This is a genomic window from Acinetobacter sp. NPDC052428 (assembly GCF_044547685.1).
Classification (GTDB): domain Bacteria; phylum Pseudomonadota; class Gammaproteobacteria; order Pseudomonadales; family Moraxellaceae; genus Acinetobacter; species Acinetobacter lwoffii_G.
In genome coordinates, this window is the sequence record NZ_JBIUAT010000008.1 from 23,889 (window position 1) to 41,988 (window position 18,100).

The following is an 18,100-nucleotide window of genomic DNA, read 5'->3' on the forward strand; positions in this document are numbered from 1 at the left end:
TATTTTTTAATATCCTGTTATACCGTGCCAACTAGCTGTTCTGGTTCCAATAACTTACAAAATCACTGGTTCGAACCTCTGCGCGTGCTGGAATTGCTTTTGCTGCAGTGCCAATATAAATAATCCCCGAAACCAGATCATCTTTTGAAATTCCCAATGCCTGCTTAAACAGACCAGACTCGACTACAGCCCCACTGCGCCACATGGTCGAGAAACCCTGAACCTGAAGTGACAACAGAAAATTTTGAATGGCTGCGCCTGAACTAAGGATTTGCTCAAAATGCGGAACTTTAGGATGATCCTGCAAACGCGTTAAGGCAAGCACCAATAAAGGTGCACGAAATGGATGATTCTTGACCCGCTCAATCTGCGCTGTTTCAGTTTCACCCAAATCGACGAGCGCCTGTGACAGCAACTCTCCAAAAGCTTCACGCTGATGATCTGGAACCACCACAAATGTGGTCGGCTTGAGCCGATGATGATCGGGTGCAGTTAATGCTGCCTGAAAGGCTTTTTCCAGTTGTTCTGCATTCGGTGCCGGTGCCAGCAGATGACCAATCGATTGCCGTTGGTGAATATTTTGATGAACGATGTCAATCGCAGATTCCGTCATTGCCTTGTATATCTACACTTAAAAAACCATACTCAAGATTAGCATATTCAAAGAAAAATACGCTAGAAACTTCATAGCGATTCACCACGCTCATCACCACTCGAAAATAAACTTGTTTGGTTTTTCAATCCCGTACTGCTCTATTTTTCACCTAACTCACATAGAGCTACACCAAAAATTGCCAAACCTATACAACAGCTACAAAATCTGCGCTGCTTGCTGTGTTGAAATATTCAGCATCGTATTTACTTGAGATTTCATGATGAAAAAAACAATCGCTTTCAGCGGATTAGCTATTTCCGCATTACTGCTTACTGCCTGTGCCTCAAATCCGACTGCATTGGCAGTGCAAAAGGAAAATAACCAGTATGAGGTGACCGGATTAGGTAAAAATCAACTGACCTCGAAAAACAATGCGATTACTGCGGCCAATAAAGCCTGTGGCTCTCGATCAACCCCCATTATTGTGGATGAAAAGACAGCTTATAACGGCGCTTTAAAAGGCGTAGTCGATGAACAAACAGGTCAGATGATTCAGGCAGCCGCCACTGTCCTTGGCAATATCGCAGGTACCAATACTGGTTTAAACCAGAATGATGATTATCAGACGGTGCTTACATTCCGCTGTCAGGCCAAATAAGCCTTAAACCATAGCGCAATAAAAAACCGCTCTTCAAGAGCGGTTTTTCTATGGTCTGCATTAACAATAACCTTCCAGACGGGTCAAAGGCAATTTTTGCCCAATGGCTTTTTCAATTTCTGGCAGATAGAACGCATCATCCTCTGCAAGGAAACTGATACTCACACCGCTGGTTCCCGCACGACCGGTACGGCCAATACGATGCACATAATCATCCGACTGTTCCGGCAAGGTGAAGTTCACCACATGCGATACACCATCGACATGGATACCACGACCTGCAACATCCGTTGCAATCATAATATTATGTTTACCATTTTTGAACTGATCCAGCATTTTCAGACGTTTGTCTTGAGCAATCTCGCCCGACAACATTACCACCTTATAACCATCACGTTTTAAATGATCATAAAGTTTGCGCACCTGATCACGACGGTTGGCAAAAATCATGACTTTTTCAATCGGCTCATCACGTAGGATTTCTTGCAATAATTTATATTTGTCCGCCTTGGCGACCATATAAACCCGCTGCTCGACATCGGCATTGGTTTTCTTTTCCGGTTCAATTTCAACTGTAACCGGTTCAAATAACCATTGCTGCGCAAGATTCAATACATCGTAGCTAAAAGTAGCAGAGAACATCAGAGTCTGACGTTGTTCTTTACGCGGCGAGAAACGTACAATGCGCTTTACTGAAGGAATAAAGCCCATATCCAATAGGCGGTCGGCTTCATCAATGACCAAAAATTCAATCTGATCCAACCAGACTTCTTTTTGTTCTACAAAATCGATCAAACGCCCCGGTGTAGCCACCATAATATCGACAGGCGCTTTATTCAGCTGGTTCTTTTGCTTGTCAAAATCCACACCACCCAGCAAGGTCACCACATTGAGACCAGCATATTTCGCCAGATCCTGTGCATCGCTTTCGATCTGTAACGCCAGTTCACGGGTCGGTGCCAAAATCAGCGCGCGTGGCTCACCACGATAGCGTTGTTCCTGAATCGGATTATTTAATAGATCATTCATGATACTAATTAAAAAGGCAGCAGTTTTACCTGTACCTGTCTGTGCACGGCCAATGGCATCATGTCCTGCCAGCGTGAATTTTAAAACCTTCTGCTGGATAGGCGTCATGGTGGTAAAGCCTAAAGCATCAATCGCTTTTTTTAGATTGGGATGTAAATTTAAGGTTTCAAAACCAGATGACATAAAGCGGTGCTCTAATTGGGTAATCACTAAGATAGGGATAGTATAAACAAAAAACGCCCCAAGTTATATTGGAGCGTTTTCTTTTTAGCTTAATCCGAAGATTAGTCTAATGGTTGAACTTCTTCAGCTTGAAAGCCTTTTTGGCCTTTAACAACACTGAATTCAACACGTTGGCCGTCACGAAGTGAACGGTGACCGTCACCTTGGATAGCACGGAAATGAACAAATACGTCATCACCGCCGTTACGTTGAATAAAGCCGAAGCCTTTAGTATCGTTAAACCACTTAACTACGCCTTGTTCGCGAGCAGCTGTCATAAGTTAATCCTCATTGAAACTAAAAGAAGGACCACCCGGTGTTGCAAACAGCAGAGCAAACAAGTTTGAAAATATTATTTTTAAGCTTGTAATCATTCTGTAAAACTATCAACAAAATCCCGGTTACATCCATTTATGTAATAGGGTGAAAAACAATCACTTTGTTTATTCAAAGTCCCAAATACGCAACGAGCTTAACATGGGTTTATCACAATTAATAGATTTTTTTTAGCATGTTCTGTTTGATTTAGTTATTTTTTTCATGAAAATTGTCAAAAGACTTTATATCTTCTTTTAGATCCTGATTTTTATTAAAGCAGTTTGGTTCTATACGCTTCTTTGTTACTATTTATTGTCATTTTTTTGCTATATGAATGAAACCCTAATGTCGCAAAATCCACAGCAATATTGTCTTATCGATGCCATGGGAAAACCCTGCCCGATGCCGCTATTAATGTTAAAACGGGCACTAAAGGCCGGTAATCAGAAAACTTTCTTGCTCAAATCCTCTGATCCACATAGTCAGACGGATGTCAGCCGTTATTGCCAGATTCATCAACTCAAGCTTGAATCAAAAAAAGTTTCTGATTCAGAATTTCACTACTTGATTGAATCTTAAAAATTTTCAATTAAACTGTTTATCTTAGTTTCGTATACTTTTTTACATTTCTCTACCCAAATATCCATTATTTGCGGAGAGATTGGATTAAGATAAAACCTATGTTTAGGGTTATCCCGCATTTCAAGGAGAACACATGAGTGACAGCCGCAATCAGTTGATGCCCCTGTCATTATCGGCGCCAGGGGTCAACCTCGGTGCTTATATTAGCACTGTCAATCAGATTCCGATTTTAACGGCCGAACAAGAAAAAGAGTTGGCTGAACGCTATTACTATGACCAAGATTTAGATGCAGCGAAAATGCTAGTCATGTCGCACTTGCGTTTTGTAGTACATATTGCGCGTAGTTATGCCGGTTATGGTCTACCACAAGGTGACCTGATTCAGGAAGGAAACCTGGGTCTGATGAAAGCTGTAAAACGTTTTGACCCGAATATGGGCGTACGTTTGGTGTCATTTGCCGTGCACTGGATCAAGGCGGAAATTCACGAATACGTGATCCGTAACTGGCGTATTGTGAAAATCGCCACCACTAAAGCGCAACGTAAACTGTTCTTCAATCTGCGCAGCCTGAAGAAATCATCGAAAAAGTTGACGCTCGCAGAAGCACAGTCGATTGCCAATGATTTAAATGTCACACCAGAACAAGTACTGGAAATGGAAGGCCGTCTGACGGCGTATGATGCAGCTTTTGATGCTTCAAGCGATGACGACGATGAAGGTTCAACCCATGTTGCACCGGCGTTATATCTTGAAGATAACCGTTATGATCCGGCCCGTCTGATTGAAAACGAAGATTATGAGGAGCAAAGTACCTCTGCTCTGCATGAAGCTATGGATCAGCTAGATGATCGTTCACGTAATATCTTGCAGCGTCGCTGGCTAGATGACGAGAAATCGACCCTGCATGAACTGGCAGCCGAATATAATGTTTCTGCGGAACGTATTCGTCAGCTGGAAAAAAATGCCATGGAAAAAATTAAAGTGGCGATGTCATCCAATTAATACCAAATTCTGTTACTGATTTACCTCGAAAAAGCCTTCTTTGATGAAGGCTTTTTTATGTCCGCATTTTGAATTTATGCTAAGGTTGAGCGCAAACTTTATCAGGAAGATCAATTCAAATGTGGATTGCGATTTCAGCACTCAATTTGGCACTTGCAGTCATGCTCGGTGCTTTTGGTGCACATGGTTTAAAAGCGCGAGCGACTGAAGCACAGCTCGGCTGGTGGCAAACGGCAACGGATTATTTTTTCTATCATGCCTTAGGACTACTGATTCTTTCTCTACTCGCGAAAGTCATCCCTGCACTGCCCATTCAATGGAGCTTTGGTCTGATTCAGGTCGGCATTTTACTGTTCTCTGGCTCACTGTATATCATGGCTCTAGGCTTACCACGCGGTTTAGGTGCTATTACGCCCATCGGCGGGGCTTTAATGATTGCCGGATGGTTAATTCTGGCCTGGAATGCTTTAAAATACGCCAGATAAGTCTGAACCACACTTAATCATGGAGGGTTGCTAGAATGATGATTTACATCAATGGCGAACAACAGGAAACTCACTGCAAGAATCTGCTGGAACTGATTCAGAGTATGGCGCTTGAGGGTAAGCGTTTTGCAGTTGAAGTCAATGAAATGATTATTCCTAAAAGCAGATTGGGCGATACGCCGATTTGCGATACAGACAAAATCGAAATTATTCACGCGGTCGGTGGCGGCTAACACTCGGGACAATTATGCAAGATTTATTACAGATTGGTTCACGCCAATTCCAGTCGCGCCTTTTGGTAGGCACAGGCAAATACAAAGATTTAAATGAAACCCAGCAGGCCATTGAAACCAGTGGTGCAGAGATTGTCACTGTCGCTATTCGTCGGGTCAATATCGGACAACATCCGGATCAGCCAAATCTGCTGTCAGTCATTCCTCCGGAAAAATATACCATTTTGCCGAATACCGCAGGTTGTTTCGATGCCAATAGCGCTGTTCGTACCTGTATGCTGGCGCGTGAGCTGCTCGATGGCCATAATCTGGTCAAACTGGAAGTATTGGGTGATGAAAAAACGCTTTACCCAAACGTGACTGAAACCCTGAAAGCTGCTCGCACCTTGATTGACGATGGTTTTGAGATCATGGTCTATACCTCGGATGATCCGATCGTGGCGCAAGAGCTGGAAAGCATGGGCTGTGTCGCGATTATGCCTTTGGGTAGCCTGATTGGTTCTGGTCTGGGCATTCTCAATCCACACACCCTGTCAATCATCAAGGAAAATGCCAAAGTTCCTGTCCTGGTCGATGCCGGTGTCGGTACAGCAAGTGATGCCGCGATTGCGATGGAACTGGGTTGTGATGGTGTACTCATGAATACGGCGATTGCAGCTGCACAAAATCCGGTCTTGATGGCCTCTGCGATGAAAAAAGCCGTTGAAGCAGGCCGTGAAGCTTTCCTTGCGGGTCGTATGCCACGTAAACGTATGGCCAATGCCAGCTCGCCAGAAACCGGTTATTTCTTTAAATAAATTTTCAAGAACAAAAATAAAGGACTCAATTGAGTCCTTTATTTTTTCCAGTAATTAAGGAATCAGACCTTCATCACGCATGGCAATCTGGACAGATTGACGTTCTGCTACTTTATTGCGGATATGGATAATATTTTTATACGAACTTAGATCATGCCCAATATGATTGGACCAATTGGTTAGTACAAACAGGTAGGCATCTGCCGGGCCAAAGTTATCATCGACCAGATAATCATTGTCCGATTCACCGATAGCTTTATCGATATAACTCAATAGACGATCAATCTCTGCATAGGCTTTTTTCTTTTCATCATCAGTTAACTTGCCACCGAAGAACACTGCATAGGCATCATGTAGTTCAGAGTTCAGATAACCTAGCCATTCAAGTACCTTGGCACGTCCCATGCCCGATGGTGGGATCAGATCTTGTTTTGGATCGTGTTGAGCAAGAAACGGTAGAATTGCAACATTTTCTGTCAGGATCAGACCAGGGTTAATTTCTAACGCTGGTACATAGCCTTTAGGATTAACTTCGTAATAATCCGTACCTTTTTCTGTTTTATGTGTTTTTAAATCAACACGTTCCAAATCAAAATCGACATTAATTTCATTTAAAATAATATGAGCTGCCAGTGAGCAGGCACCTGGCGAATAGTAAAGCTTCATTTCTGATCCTTGTTATACACTTCTCAATGTTTTAAATCGCTTCTGACAAACTTTCCAGTGATCAAACCTGTAAATTGCAAAAAAGCGTAACTGTCATTTCAGGCCAGTTACTCATTCAATATTCAGGATATTCCGGGCTTTTGCAAGTCAATCTTGTGTAGATTTTTATCTCTATCTGTTTAAGATACACAGGTTTTCAAAATATAGATGATATTTCGTGATTAGCCTGAAAAAAGAAGAATGGTTTTCCAATATCCGCACAGATGTACTGGCAGGTCTGGTGGTGGGACTTGCCCTGATTCCTGAATCAATTGCCTTCTCTGCCATTGCCGGTGTCGATCCGCAAGTCGGTTTATATGCCTCTTTCTGCATTGCAGTATCCATTGCCTTTTTTGGCGGCCGTCCTGCCATGATCTCTGCGGCTACAGGTGCTATGGCGCTTTTGATGATTACCTTGGTAAAAGAACATGGTCTGCAATATCTGCTGGCTGCCACAATTCTAACCGGCATCATTCAGGTGATTGCCGGTTATTTTAAAGTCGCTAAATTAATGCGCTTTGTATCTCAGGCGGTGGTCTACGGATTTTTGAATGCCTTGGCGATTCTGATATTTGTGGCACAAATCCCGGAAATTAACCGGATGGATAGCACCGGTTACCTGTTTATTGCGATTGGTCTGGCAATTATTTATTTGTTTCCTTATATCCCTAAAATCGGTAAAGCCATTCCCTCACCTTTGATCTGTATTATAGTTTTAAGCGGGCTGGCGCTGTTGTTGGGTGCAGATATGCGTACCGTGAGCGATCTGGGGCAATTCCCGGATACGTTGCCGGTATTCCTGATTCCAGAAATTCCACTCAATCTGGAAACCTTACAAATTATCCTGCCTTATTCCTTTACCTTGGCGACTGTCGGTTTGCTGGAAAGCATGATGACCACTACGGTCATTGATGAAGTGACTGGAACTGAAGGTGACCGTCATCAGGAATGTCGTGGTCAGGGTATGGCCAATATTGTCAGCGGCTTTATGGGCGGGATGGCCGGTTGTGCCATGATCGGCCAATCCATTATCAATGTCTCTTCAGGGGCACGTACCCGTTTATCGACTCTGGTCGCTGGTGTGTTTTTACTATGTCTGGTGGTTTTTTTGAAAGACTGGCTGGCTTATATTCCGATGGCAGCGCTAGTTGCCATTATGATCATGGTGGCATTTACCACCTTTCAATGGGGAGCGATCAAGCAATTTAGCAAACATCCGCTAGAATTTAATACCGTGATGATTGCCGTGATTATTGTCGTGCTTGCCACTCATAATCTGGCGCTTGGTGTATTTGTCGGCGTATTGCTCTCTGCCCTGTTCTTTATTAATAAACTGGAAAGAACCGTACATGTCTATACGCATTTAAATGAAGCCCATTCACGTAGCTATATTATTTCTGGACAAATTTTCTTCAGCAGTACAGAAAAATTCTATCAGTTCTTTGATTTTAAAGAAAAGCTTGATCATGTCGAACTGGATCTGACCCATGCGCATATCTGGGATGTGACCTCAGTGAACATGTTGAATAATGTGATCCAGAAATTTAAAGCTCAAAATATAGACGTAACAGTGATCGGTTTGAATGAAGCCAGCAGTACACTGATTGACCGTTTTAGTAGCTGATGAACGATGATTAATAAAAGAGCCTCAATTGGCTCTTTTATTTTATCTGGAAGATCTTGCCGATTTTTATGGAGAAATACCGAGAAAAGTTTGACTTGCTCGGCTCAGGACTTAAAATACCGCATTCTGAATTTTTAGATTTGCCAAAGTTATGTCGAACGATCAATTAGACCAGCAAGTCGTGGAGCTGGAAAACTTAAGCGAGCACCGTGAAATCGTGACGTTTATGCGCCGCTCAATGCCGCTGAATACCTCTCAACGTACTGCGCTTGAACAATATGGTCACTTAATTTTGGAATATCCGGTGGGTGATTTGCGTCAGCACTTTGAACATCCTGAACGTCCTTTGACTGTAGAAATCGGTTTTGGTATGGGCCGTTCACTGGTATTGATGGCCAAAGCCAATCCTGAGCGAAACTTTGTCGGAATTGAAGTCCATGTACCTGGAATTGCGCAGTGCGTGTATGAAGCAGGTGTTGAAGGCCTAACGAACTTACGTGTGCTAGATGCTGATGCAATTCAAGTGCTGCGTGAAATGCCGGACAATAGTATCAATACTGTGCAATTGTACTTCCCTGATCCATGGCAGAAAAAGCGTCATTTTAAACGCCGTTTTGTTTCGCATGACCGTATGCCACTGGTGGAGCAAAAGCTGGAGCTTGGCGGAACTTTCCATGCTGCAACGGACTGGGAACCGTATGCGGAATGGATGATTGAAGTATTGGAAGAACGTCCACGACTGGAAAATCTGGCGGGTAAAGGCAACAGCTACCCGCGTCCGGAATGGCGTCCACAAACCAAGTTTGAACGTCGCGGGATTGAAGCCGGTCACAAGATTAATGATTTTATCTTCAAGAAAATTTCTTAATCCAAGATTCAAAAAAGCGCTGATTATTCAGCGCTTTTTTATAGGAAAAATTTGCCTTTGAACCCTGCTCCGTAGGTGAATTATTCGCTTCTTCATTTCTGATGACGCATGAGAATCTGCTGGCTCAATAGCTGATAGACATTTTGTAAATCTTCCCGCTGCATATTGGCTAACATCTGCTGATGCATATTCAAGATATTCTGATCACCCCGCATCGCTGGGCCGGTCTGCATTTGTTTGGGATCATTCTGAGTGGCTTTACTGGCGGTTTCCAGCATTAAGGGATACAGCAAACTGAAATCGACCTGTTGTGCATCAACCACCTGCTTGGCCATGTCATAACAATAATTGGCAAAATTACAGGCAAATACCGCTGCAAGATGCAAACTGAGACGTTGACTAGAACTATAAGTATAAACACGATTGCTTAGGCTATTTGCCAGTTCTAATAACAGGATTTGGTCCTGCTCATTCACCGCCTCAATAAACAGTGGCGTCTGCTGCCAATCAATCTGGCGTTCCAGACTAAAGGTCTGTAAAGGATAAAATACGCCTGCACGCGCATGCACATTTTTCAGTAAATCGAGATGGGTACTGCCAGAGGTATGTACGATCAGATTCTGCTGCAGATACGGATGAATCTGTTCAATGACGCTGGCAATCGACTGATCACTGACCGCGATAATGACCAGATCCACCTCATGATCCAGCTGTTCAGGCTGAGCGATTGCCTGAGCTTTAAATTGCTCAGCCAGCTGTTGTGCTTTTTCTAGGGTTCGGCTGTAGATCTGTACGATCTCATGTTGTGCTGACAATACAAGGGCAAGATGATATGCCACTCGCCCTGCCCCAATCATAATTATCCGCATCTTGTGTTCTTCCTGACTCATTGCGCACAGAATGCCAATAAATACAGATTGAGGCAATTGGCCTTGATGTTTCGAACAGGCTTTAGAACTTTCGCAGGGTCAGAATCTGTTCACTTCGACCAAAGGGCCCGTGAACATCATGCAGAACCCCGCTGGTCAGACCGATACCATCTTCACCATATTGCTGCACCCCTTCCAGTCCCAGCCATTTACCCTGCGGCAGACGGTGCATATGAATCTGCAGGTCCAGATTCGGAAATCCCCAACCGGAATTCGGGTCTTGACGTGGCACGATGCCATTGGCCGTATCGACCATACCGAGCAAACGGCTAAAGTCTGTCGTCGGTTGGCCTTCTACCATGTCCAGCGAATTTCTTAACCAGACAATGCCCTTGCCTGCACGATGGTCAGCATGCGCACGGGTTTCAATACTCTGGATATAACCGCCTGGCCAGCAGCGCATACCCTCCCAAACCGGTAAATATTCTGGACTTTCGATCGGAAAGTCTTCCACTCCGGCAATGGCCTTGGTATCTGAAGTTAGCATTCTCCACGCGCGTGCCACAATGCAGGTTTTACCATTGGCACACATTTCAGCTTCAATCAGCTCGATGGTTTTACCCGGACGGATCATGCGCGTAGTAATCGAAAATTCACCAAAGGCTATCAGGCCAAAAATATCCAGCCCGACCCGACCAATACGCATGTCAGCACGTGGCTGAAACTGTTCCAGTTCGACGCATAGAATACCGGTGGCTGGTGCCATGTGCTGCTCATGCGGATTCCATGCACCTTGTGCATGAATATTAGAACGGTAATAAGCCGTAGTACTGCCATCTGCATGATGCTCGCGCTGGATAAAATTGTAATATGCCGACATTGTTTTAATACTTCCCTGAATATTCTCTTAAATTTTATAACTTGAAAAAAGTTCTTTGATCTTTATTTTCTGAGCAAAAAGCCATGATAATTCATGATTTGACAATAAATCTTGCACTGTTTAAATCCGACTTTGGTTAAAAGCGCTGTAAAATTGTGTGCAGATAACAAGTGAAAATCCTGCTTCAAGCGTTCAATCATCTTGGTACTTTGCACCACGCTCAATCCTGTCTGTTGTGCCAGCTTTTGCATAATTTTGATGTCTTGCTGCTCTTCTGGCTGCATCAGGTCATAGGTCAATGCAAGACCATTGGTTTTAAGACACTGATAGATAGCCTGAAAAAATCCGTTTTTTTCGGAATTTGGAATGAAATGTGCCACCAGAATGGCCAACGCGGCATCGAAAGTATCCAGGTGAGGCAACTCCTGAATTGTGCTTTGGATAAGTTGCACCCGTTGTTGATCTATAGAGTTCAGATTTTTTCTGGCCTGTTCCAGCATAGCGAATGATGGATCAATTGCGGTAAAAGTCCAGTCTGGATAGCGCTGCAATAAATAAGACAGTTCATAACCTGTCCCGCAGCCCACTATCAATATATGAGCGGTTTCCTGGAGTTCAGTGCTGAGAATTGCTTCAATCTGCTGATGCACCAGTTCATAACCGGGAATCAGTTTACGGATGTGATCGTCATAACTGGCGACCACGACTTCACTGTGAAAGTTTTTTGCCATATTTTTACTCTAAATCTATGCACGAATCTAAAACTCAGGCGGGTCTTTAGATAGATTGAATATTTAAATCTTGTAGCTTGGTCTTATTTGCTGTTTTCTTGAAATTTGATCATAGGCCCGGCGACATGGATGTCGCCATTTTGCTGAGGGACATGGAAGTCCCTTCAGCAAAATAAAGGGATTTTTCTTACTTTTGACCCATCAAAAGTAAGAAAAGCCTAAACATTGATATCGAAACCGTTATACAAATGGAGGCAATGCATGCATTAAATACTGCTTTGCCCCACTTAAGAATCGCATCAATACAATTTAAGCAATCTCTTTCAAGTTCAGCTCTTCACGCATAAATTCACGCAATTTGAACTTCTGCGCCTTACCTGAAGCCGTCATTGGAAATTCCTGGAAGAAACGCACATAGCGCGGCACTTTATTGTGAGAAATATGCTCCTTACAATACTGACGGATGGTTTCTTCAGTACATGGATCATTTTCATGCAGGATGATGCAAGCACAAAGTTCCTCACCATATTTATGGTCCGGCACCCCAATCACCTGTACATCTGAAACAGCCGGATGAGTATAAAGGAAGTCTTCGATTTCTTTCGGGAACAGGTTTTCCCCGCCACGAATGACCACATCCTTGATTCGACCCTTGATTTTGACAAAGCCTTCATCATCCATTTCAGCGATATCCCCGGTATGCATCCAGCGTGCAGCATCAATCACTTCCTGGGTTTTGTCCTGATCTTCCCAATAACCCAACATCACGGAATAGCCACGTACACACAGCTCACCCAATTGGCCGCGTGGAACCACCTTGCCATTTTCATCGATAATTTTAACTTCCAGATGTGGATGCACACGACCCACGGTACTGACACGTCGCTCGACACTGTCTGCCGTTGAGCTTTGTGCACTCACTGGCGCAGTTTCGGTCATGCCATAACAAATCGTGATTTCAGACATATGCATGCGTTCAATCACGCGCTGCATAATTTCCTGCGGACATGGACTACCTGCCATAATCCCGGTACGCAAGCTGGACAGGTCAAACTCATCAAACTGTTCATGCTCAAGAATGGCGATAAACATGGTTGGCACACCATAAGCCGCTGTACATTTTTCCTGCTGGATGGCTTTTAAGGTTTCCAGCGGATTAAACACGGCAGACGGATAAATCATAGCAGAACCGTGAGTAATACAAGCCAGATTACCCATCACCATACCAAAGCAGTGGAACAACGGTACCGAAATACAAACACGGTCTTCCAGACCGAGATGAATGGCTTCGCCAACAAAGTACCCGTTATTTAAAATATTATTATGGGTCAGCATAGTGCCTTTCGGATTGCCTGTAGTGCCCGAGGTAAACTGGATATTAATTGTTTCATCAAACTGCAATTCACTGGAGATCTGTTGCAGTTGTTCCAGCTCTTGTTCGCTAGGCGAGCTTAGTAAATCCTGAAAACGGTGGATGCCAGTATGCTGCTGATCATCAATTTTAATCACATGCTTTAAATGTGGCAGTCGCTCTGCATTGAGGAATTTAGTTTCAGTCTGCATCAGCTCAGGTGCAATTTTAGTTAGAATTTCCTGATAGTCTGTCGTCTTAAACTGCGCTGCAATCACCAGTCCTTTACAAGAGACCTTGTTTAGCACATATTCAAGCTCATTGCTTTTATAAGCTGGATTTAAATTCACCAGAATAATGCCTGCCTTAAAGGCCGCAAATTGGGTAATGGTCCATTCCACACAGTTCGGCGACCAGATCGCCAGACGGTCACCTTTTTGCATACCCAGTTTTAGCAGCTGACAGGCAAAGGCATTGACTTTATCTTGTAGCTGCCGGTAACTGAGGCGTATGTCCTGATGCAAACTCACTACTGCATCACGTTCTGCATACTGCTCGCAAGCCTGATCAAATTTTTCACCAATCGTCATGCCCAATAAAGGCTGGCTGCTGGTTCCATAGGCATAGCTTAACCGTACTTGTGTCATTGAATCGATCTCCTTGATTCTTTGTAATTCTGATTTTCAACTTTACTAATTGTTTTATGATCACGACGACCTTGTCTGTGTACCGGTTTTTTGTGTGTTTATGCTTGTAAATTTTCCTCCTGCCCACGTACTGCGTTGACACAAAAATCGGCAATCTGTTTGACAAAGTGATCCTTATACTTCTGATCAAACATGACATTTCGGGACGGATTTAAAGGTTCAATCACGACAAAGGTCATGGCACCAACCACACCTAATGCTGCCGTATTCAAATCTTCAAATTCGAATTCTCCATTGACCTTTCCTTCGGCCAGAATTTCCTTAATGCTCTGCTTAAGCAGCTGCTTACTGCGAAAACGCTCATGTTCCATTTCCGGATCAACCGGTTCGAACATCAGTGAATACGCCAATTGGGGGCTATTCATGGCACGCTTGACAAAAGTTGTAACAGATTTTTGCAATTTCAGTTTTGGCGATAAATCTGACTCGGCAATATGGTTCAGAATTCCGACTTCATGCTGAATCGCGGCCGACAAAACCTCAATTAAAATCTGGCTTTTGCTTTCGAAATATCGATAGACCAGCCCTGTAGAAACGCCTGCGCGTTCTGCAATCGCCTGAATCGATGCCTCCTTCAAGCCCCCTTGAATAATCAGTTCACGAGCAGATTCCAAAATCGACAGGCGATTTTGTTCCATTCGTTCCTGCATCAATGATGATCTTTTATAACTCATAAAATTAATCTCAACAAGATAAAATGAATTGTAAATCATTTTGTGAATATAGATTCACTTTTTTGTTTTTTCGTTGTATGTTAAAACCACAAGCACAACAAAAATGCTTTTTTGGACACAACAAATATAACCTCAGGATGGATGAAGAATGAATTTACAAAGCTTGGATTTCGGTTTGGATGAAACTCTAATAGCGCTTCGTGATTCAGTGGCTGCATTTTGCGCCAAAGAAATTACCCCGATTGCTCAGCAGGTTGACCGTGACAACGAGTTCCCTACTCACCTTTGGAAAAAATTTGGCGAGATGGGCCTGCTCGGGCTGACAGTCAGTGAGGAATATGGCGGTTCAAATTTTGGTTATCTGGCGCACATCATTGCCATGCAGGAAATTTCCCGCGCTTCAGCATCGATTGGTTTGTCTTATGGCGCACATTCTAACCTATGCGTGAACCAAATTAAGCGTAATGGGACTGAAGAACAAAAGCAGCGCTATCTGCCTAAACTGATTTCTGGTGAATATGTCGGTGCCTTGGCGATGTCTGAACCGAATGCCGGTTCGGATGTAGTCAGCATGAAATTGAAAGCAGAAGACAAAGGCGATCATTATCTGCTGAATGGTTCAAAAATGTGGATCACCAATGGTGGAGATGCCGATGTCCTGGTGGTCTATGCAAAAACCGATTTGCAGGCCGGTGCCAAAGGCATGACTGCGTTTCTGGTGGAGAAAAATATGCCAGGTTTCAGCCATGGCACGCATTTGGACAAACTGGGTATGCGCGGTTCAAACACTTATCCGCTGTTTTTTGACAATGTTGAAGTGCCCAAAGAAAACGTCATGGGTGGCGTCGGCAATGGCACCAAAGTATTGATGAGCGGGCTGGATTACGAGCGTGCTGTATTGAGTGCTGGCCCACTGGGGATTATGGATGCCTGCATGGACACCGTGATTCCATATATTCATGACCGTAAACAGTTTGGTCAGGCATTGGGTGAATTCCAGTTAATGCAGGGCAAAATTGCCGACATGTATTCGACTTGGTTAGCCTGTAAGGCACTGGTTTATGCAGTCGGTGCTGAATGTGACAAAGCAGACCATAGTCGCAGCTTACGTAAAGATGCTGCCAGTGCCATTTTATATGCTGCTGAAAAAGCGACCTGGATGGCGGGTGAAACCATTCAGACTTTAGGTGGTAACGGTTATATCAACGAGTTTGCTGCAGGCCGTCTATGGCGCGATGCCAAACTGTATGAAATTGGCGCCGGTACTTCAGAAATCCGCCGCATGTTGATTGGCCGTGAACTTTTCAACGAAACAGCCTAAACCTGAATACTTAGAATAAAACAAGGATGTTCGTCATGAATCAGTTATCGAGCAAAATCAATATACGTAGTGAAGAGTTTAAAACCAACCAGACTGCCATGCTGCAACTGGTGGATGACCTGAAACAGAAAGTTGAAAAAATTGCTTTGGGTGGTGGAGAAACTGCCCGCCAAAAACATCTGGACCGTGGCAAGCTGTTACCACGTGAACGGATTAACCACCTGATCGATCCGGGAACCGCTTTTCTGGAAATTGGTCAGCTGGCTGCCTATCAGGTGTATCAGGATGATGTACCTGCTGCTGGTGTGGTCGCTGGTGTTGGTCAGGTCAACGGTGTGACCTGCATGATCATCGCCAATGACGCTACAGTGAAAGGCGGCACTTATTATCCATTAACAGTGAAAAAGCATTTACGTGCCCAGGAAATTGCCGAGCAGAACCATCTGACCTGTATCTATCTGGTGGATTCAGGCGGTGCATATTTGCCTTTACAGGATGAAGTGTTTCCAGACCGCGATCACTTTGGCCGTATTTTCTACAATCAGGCACGTATGTCGAGCCAAGGCATTGCCCAGATTGCAGTGGTGATGGGTAGCTGTACTGCGGGCGGTGCGTATGTTCCTGCCATGTCCGATGAAACCATTATTGTGCGGAATCAGGGCACCATTTTCCTGGGCGGCCCTCCTCTGGTTAAGGCAGCTACTGGTGAGGTGGTTTCCAGTGAAGATCTTGGTGGTGGTGATGTGCATACCCGTTTGTCTGGCGTGGCTGATCATCTGGCAGAAAATGATGAACATGCGCTTGCGATTGCCCGCAATATCGTGGCGAATCTGAACAAAAAGCCAAACACGACCGCGGATGAAATCGAAGCGCCGCTGTTTGACAGTTCGGAATTGTACGGCATTGTGCCGAGTGACGCGCGCAAGCCTTTTGATATCCGTGAAGTGATAGCGCGTATTGTCGATGGCTCACGTTTTGACGAGTTCAAGGCACGTTTCGGCACTACCCTGGTGACCGGTTTTGCCAAGCTCTATGGCATGCCGGTCGGGATTATCGCCAATAACGGGATTCTGTTTTCCGAGTCTGCCCAAAAAGGCGCGCATTTTATTGAATTGTGTACCCAGCGCAATATCCCACTGATTTTCCTGCAAAATATTACCGGCTTTATGGTCGGTCGCCAGTATGAAAATGAAGGCATTGCCAAAAATGGTGCCAAACTGGTGATGGCCGTCGCCAATGCCAATGTTCCAAAACTGACCTTGGTGATTGGCGGTTCTTTTGGTGCCGGTAACTACGGCATGTGTGGCCGCGCCTATTCGCCACGCTTTATGTGGACCTGGCCAAACTCGCGTATTTCAGTGATGGGCGGTGAACAGGCCTCCAGCGTCTTGTCGACCTTAAAACGTGACCAGATTGAGCAAAAAGGCGGAACTTGGTCAGCTGAAGAAGAAGACCAGTTTAAACAGCCGATTCGTGACCAGTACGAACGCCAAGGCCATCCTTATTATGCGTCTTCGCGTTTATGGGATGATGGTGTGATTGATCCAGCGCAATCGCGTGAAGTACTAGCCTTGAGTCTGGCTGCAGCCCTGAATGCGCCCATCCAGCCAACCAAATTCGGCGTGTTCCGCATGTAAGAGGTGACAAAATGACATATCAATTTTTACAGCTCGAACAGCAGAATCAGGTGGCAACGGTTTGGATTAATCGCGCTGAACTGCACAATGCCTTTAATACTCAAGTGATTGAAGAACTGCATGCTTGCTTCCAGTCTTTAAATAACCGTGATGATGTACGCGTGGTGATTCTGGCGGGTCGTGGCAAAAGCTTCTCGGCCGGTGCTGACCTGAACTGGATGAAACAGGCCGGTCAGGCATCACAGGCAGACAATGAGGCGGATGCGCTCAAACTGGCGAAAATGCTGCAAAGTCTGGCAACCTTGAAACAGCCGACCATTGCCCGGGTACATGGTATTGCGTTTGGCGGCGGCATGGGTCTGGCTTCGGCCTGTGATATTTGCGTGGCCAGTACCGATGCAAAGTTTGCGACGTCGGAAGTACGTTTAGGTCTGGCACCTTCGACCATCAGCCCGTATGTAATTCGTGCAATTGGTACACGTCAAGCTTCACGTTATTTCCTGACTGCCGAGCGGATTACTGCTGAACAGGCCAAAAGCATTGGTCTTGCGCATGAAGTCACTCCACCAGAACAGCTCGACAGCAAAATTGATGAAATTGTGGAAGCACTTTTACTTGGTGGTCCTGCCGCACAGAGCGCATCGAAACAGTTGTTTCAACTGGTTGACCAACAGGTATTGACCGAAGATTTACTGCTTAAAACAGCACAGCATATTGCCCATATTCGCCAGGGAGATGAGGCGAAAAATGGACTGAATGCATTTTTGAACAAACAAAGCCCGGCTTGGATCAAGACCACGGCATAACAACG

At 44.6% G+C, this 18,100-nt stretch carries 20 protein-coding genes; 11 read left to right on the forward strand and 9 right to left on the reverse strand.

The genetic code is table 11. The features are described 5' to 3' along the window. Positions 1-31: 31 nt before the first annotated feature. On the reverse strand, positions 32-613 hold the full coding sequence (locus ACIG3F_RS07010; RefSeq protein WP_396469685.1) for a nitroreductase family protein: 582 nt from the start codon (positions 611-613) through the stop codon (positions 32-34). 259 nt (positions 614-872) lie between these two features. Here ACIG3F_RS07010 and ACIG3F_RS07015 point away from each other — a divergent pair, with 259 nt between their 5' ends. After that, complete coding sequence (locus ACIG3F_RS07015) at positions 873-1,253, forward strand: hypothetical protein (protein WP_004646604.1); 381 nt, start codon at positions 873-875, stop codon at positions 1,251-1,253. A gap of 60 nt (positions 1,254-1,313) precedes the next feature. Here the strand turns inward: ACIG3F_RS07015 and rhlB are convergent, their stop codons facing one another. Continuing rightward, positions 1,314-2,465 (reverse strand): ATP-dependent RNA helicase RhlB, encoded by a 1,152-nt coding sequence (gene rhlB, locus ACIG3F_RS07020; RefSeq protein WP_004280098.1) that lies wholly within the window; start codon positions 2,463-2,465, stop codon positions 1,314-1,316. A 101-nt stretch (positions 2,466-2,566) separates the two neighbouring features. Continuing rightward, a complete protein-coding gene (locus tag ACIG3F_RS07025; RefSeq protein WP_004280099.1) occupies positions 2,567-2,782 on the reverse strand; it encodes a cold-shock protein in 216 nt (71 codons plus the stop codon). Positions 2,783-3,167: 385 nt separating this feature from the next. On the opposite strand from ACIG3F_RS07025, the gene ACIG3F_RS07030 reads away from it, so the two are divergent. The 5 genes from ACIG3F_RS07030 to ACIG3F_RS07050 all read left to right on the forward strand — a co-directional run bounded on the left by ACIG3F_RS07030 (position 3,168) and on the right by ACIG3F_RS07050 (position 5,922). Beyond that, positions 3,168-3,401, forward strand: coding sequence for a sulfurtransferase TusA family protein (locus tag ACIG3F_RS07030; protein ID WP_180049988.1), 234 nt, complete (start codon positions 3,168-3,170; stop codon positions 3,399-3,401). A gap of 136 nt (positions 3,402-3,537) precedes the next feature. Continuing rightward, positions 3,538-4,407, forward strand: coding sequence for an RNA polymerase sigma factor RpoH (gene rpoH / locus ACIG3F_RS07035; RefSeq protein WP_004280101.1), 870 nt, complete (start codon positions 3,538-3,540; stop codon positions 4,405-4,407). A 119-nt stretch (positions 4,408-4,526) separates the two neighbouring features. Then, positions 4,527-4,892: a DUF423 domain-containing protein gene (locus ACIG3F_RS07040; protein ID WP_004280103.1), complete on the forward strand. Its 366-nt coding sequence runs from the start codon at positions 4,527-4,529 to the stop codon at positions 4,890-4,892. 35 nt (positions 4,893-4,927) lie between these two features. After that, complete coding sequence (gene thiS, locus ACIG3F_RS07045; RefSeq protein WP_004280105.1) at positions 4,928-5,125, forward strand: sulfur carrier protein ThiS; 198 nt, start codon at positions 4,928-4,930, stop codon at positions 5,123-5,125. Positions 5,126-5,139: 14 nt separating this feature from the next. After that, on the forward strand, positions 5,140-5,922 hold the full coding sequence (locus ACIG3F_RS07050) for a thiazole synthase (RefSeq protein WP_005096562.1): 783 nt from the start codon (positions 5,140-5,142) through the stop codon (positions 5,920-5,922). Positions 5,923-5,976: 54 nt separating this feature from the next. On the opposite strand, the gene ACIG3F_RS07055 is transcribed toward ACIG3F_RS07050, so the two are convergent. Then, a complete protein-coding gene (locus tag ACIG3F_RS07055; protein WP_396469686.1) occupies positions 5,977-6,588 on the reverse strand; it encodes a glutathione binding-like protein in 612 nt (203 codons plus the stop codon). A gap of 217 nt (positions 6,589-6,805) precedes the next feature. Between ACIG3F_RS07055 and ACIG3F_RS07060 the strand changes: the two genes are divergently transcribed. Continuing rightward, positions 6,806-8,251 (forward strand): SulP family inorganic anion transporter, encoded by a 1,446-nt coding sequence (locus ACIG3F_RS07060; RefSeq protein ID WP_396469687.1) that lies wholly within the window; start codon positions 6,806-6,808, stop codon positions 8,249-8,251. Between the two features lie 151 nt (positions 8,252-8,402). Next, positions 8,403-9,119, forward strand: a complete 717-nt coding sequence (gene trmB, locus ACIG3F_RS07065; RefSeq protein WP_005246752.1) for a tRNA (guanosine(46)-N7)-methyltransferase TrmB — start codon at positions 8,403-8,405, stop codon at positions 9,117-9,119. Positions 9,120-9,211: 92 nt separating this feature from the next. On the opposite strand, the gene ACIG3F_RS07070 is transcribed toward trmB, so the two are convergent. The 5 genes from ACIG3F_RS07070 to ACIG3F_RS07090 form a co-directional block, all read right to left on the reverse strand. Beyond that, a complete protein-coding gene (locus tag ACIG3F_RS07070; RefSeq protein WP_396469688.1) occupies positions 9,212-9,988 on the reverse strand; it encodes a Rossmann-like and DUF2520 domain-containing protein in 777 nt (258 codons plus the stop codon). Positions 9,989-10,070: 82 nt separating this feature from the next. Further along, positions 10,071-10,868, reverse strand: coding sequence for a thioesterase family protein (locus tag ACIG3F_RS07075; protein ID WP_396469689.1), 798 nt, complete (start codon positions 10,866-10,868; stop codon positions 10,071-10,073). 62 nt (positions 10,869-10,930) lie between these two features. Then, complete coding sequence (locus ACIG3F_RS07080; protein ID WP_396469690.1) at positions 10,931-11,599, reverse strand: class I SAM-dependent methyltransferase; 669 nt, start codon at positions 11,597-11,599, stop codon at positions 10,931-10,933. A gap of 309 nt (positions 11,600-11,908) precedes the next feature. Next, positions 11,909-13,597, reverse strand: a complete 1,689-nt coding sequence (locus ACIG3F_RS07085) for an AMP-binding protein (RefSeq protein WP_396469691.1) — start codon at positions 13,595-13,597, stop codon at positions 11,909-11,911. Positions 13,598-13,695: 98 nt separating this feature from the next. After that, positions 13,696-14,331 carry a TetR/AcrR family transcriptional regulator gene (locus tag ACIG3F_RS07090; protein WP_005251442.1) on the reverse strand — a complete coding sequence of 212 codons (636 nt, stop codon included), beginning with the start codon at positions 14,329-14,331 and terminating at the stop codon, positions 13,696-13,698. 148 nt (positions 14,332-14,479) lie between these two features. Here ACIG3F_RS07090 and ACIG3F_RS07095 point away from each other — a divergent pair, with 148 nt between their 5' ends. Genes ACIG3F_RS07095 through ACIG3F_RS07105 form a run of 3 tightly spaced genes read left to right on the forward strand, consistent with a single transcriptional unit; the run spans position 14,480 to position 18,095 of the window. Then, entirely contained in the window at positions 14,480-15,652 is a 1,173-nt protein-coding gene (locus tag ACIG3F_RS07095) for an isovaleryl-CoA dehydrogenase (protein WP_396469692.1), read from the forward strand. 35 nt (positions 15,653-15,687) lie between these two features. Then, positions 15,688-17,289 carry a carboxyl transferase domain-containing protein gene (locus tag ACIG3F_RS07100; RefSeq protein ID WP_224216339.1) on the forward strand — a complete coding sequence of 534 codons (1,602 nt, stop codon included), beginning with the start codon at positions 15,688-15,690 and terminating at the stop codon, positions 17,287-17,289. An 11-nt stretch (positions 17,290-17,300) separates the two neighbouring features. After that, positions 17,301-18,095: an enoyl-CoA hydratase/isomerase family protein gene (locus ACIG3F_RS07105; protein WP_396469693.1), complete on the forward strand. Its 795-nt coding sequence runs from the start codon at positions 17,301-17,303 to the stop codon at positions 18,093-18,095. The last annotated feature ends 5 nt before the right edge of the window (positions 18,096-18,100 follow it).

Excerpts from the sequence above, each read along its gene's own strand:
- ACIG3F_RS07010 (WP_396469685.1), bottom strand. The coding sequence starts at position 613 with ATGACGGAATCTGCGATTGACATCGTTCATCAAAATATTCACCAACGG.
- ACIG3F_RS07015 (WP_004646604.1), top strand. The coding sequence starts at position 873 with ATGATGAAAAAAACAATCGCTTTCAGCGGATTAGCTATTTCCGCATTA.
- rhlB (WP_004280098.1), bottom strand. The coding sequence starts at position 2,465 with ATGTCATCTGGTTTTGAAACCTTAAATTTACATCCCAATCTAAAAAAA.
- ACIG3F_RS07025 (WP_004280099.1), bottom strand. The coding sequence starts at position 2,782 with ATGACAGCTGCTCGCGAACAAGGCGTAGTTAAGTGGTTTAACGATACT.
- ACIG3F_RS07030 (WP_180049988.1), top strand. The coding sequence starts at position 3,168 with ATGTCGCAAAATCCACAGCAATATTGTCTTATCGATGCCATGGGAAAA.
- rpoH (WP_004280101.1), top strand. The coding sequence starts at position 3,538 with ATGAGTGACAGCCGCAATCAGTTGATGCCCCTGTCATTATCGGCGCCA.
- ACIG3F_RS07040 (WP_004280103.1), top strand. The coding sequence starts at position 4,527 with ATGTGGATTGCGATTTCAGCACTCAATTTGGCACTTGCAGTCATGCTC.
- thiS (WP_004280105.1), top strand. The coding sequence starts at position 4,928 with ATGATGATTTACATCAATGGCGAACAACAGGAAACTCACTGCAAGAAT.
- ACIG3F_RS07050 (WP_005096562.1), top strand. The coding sequence starts at position 5,140 with ATGCAAGATTTATTACAGATTGGTTCACGCCAATTCCAGTCGCGCCTT.
- ACIG3F_RS07055 (WP_396469686.1), bottom strand. The coding sequence starts at position 6,588 with ATGAAGCTTTACTATTCGCCAGGTGCCTGCTCACTGGCAGCTCATATT.
- trmB (WP_005246752.1), top strand. The coding sequence starts at position 8,403 with ATGTCGAACGATCAATTAGACCAGCAAGTCGTGGAGCTGGAAAACTTA.
- ACIG3F_RS07070 (WP_396469688.1), bottom strand. The coding sequence starts at position 9,988 with ATGCGGATAATTATGATTGGGGCAGGGCGAGTGGCATATCATCTTGCC.
- ACIG3F_RS07075 (WP_396469689.1), bottom strand. The coding sequence starts at position 10,868 with ATGTCGGCATATTACAATTTTATCCAGCGCGAGCATCATGCAGATGGC.
- ACIG3F_RS07080 (WP_396469690.1), bottom strand. The coding sequence starts at position 11,599 with ATGGCAAAAAACTTTCACAGTGAAGTCGTGGTCGCCAGTTATGACGAT.
- ACIG3F_RS07085 (WP_396469691.1), bottom strand. The coding sequence starts at position 13,597 with ATGACACAAGTACGGTTAAGCTATGCCTATGGAACCAGCAGCCAGCCT.
- ACIG3F_RS07090 (WP_005251442.1), bottom strand. The coding sequence starts at position 14,331 with ATGAGTTATAAAAGATCATCATTGATGCAGGAACGAATGGAACAAAAT.
- ACIG3F_RS07095 (WP_396469692.1), top strand. The coding sequence starts at position 14,480 with ATGAATTTACAAAGCTTGGATTTCGGTTTGGATGAAACTCTAATAGCG.
- ACIG3F_RS07100 (WP_224216339.1), top strand. The coding sequence starts at position 15,688 with ATGAATCAGTTATCGAGCAAAATCAATATACGTAGTGAAGAGTTTAAA.
- ACIG3F_RS07105 (WP_396469693.1), top strand. The coding sequence starts at position 17,301 with ATGACATATCAATTTTTACAGCTCGAACAGCAGAATCAGGTGGCAACG.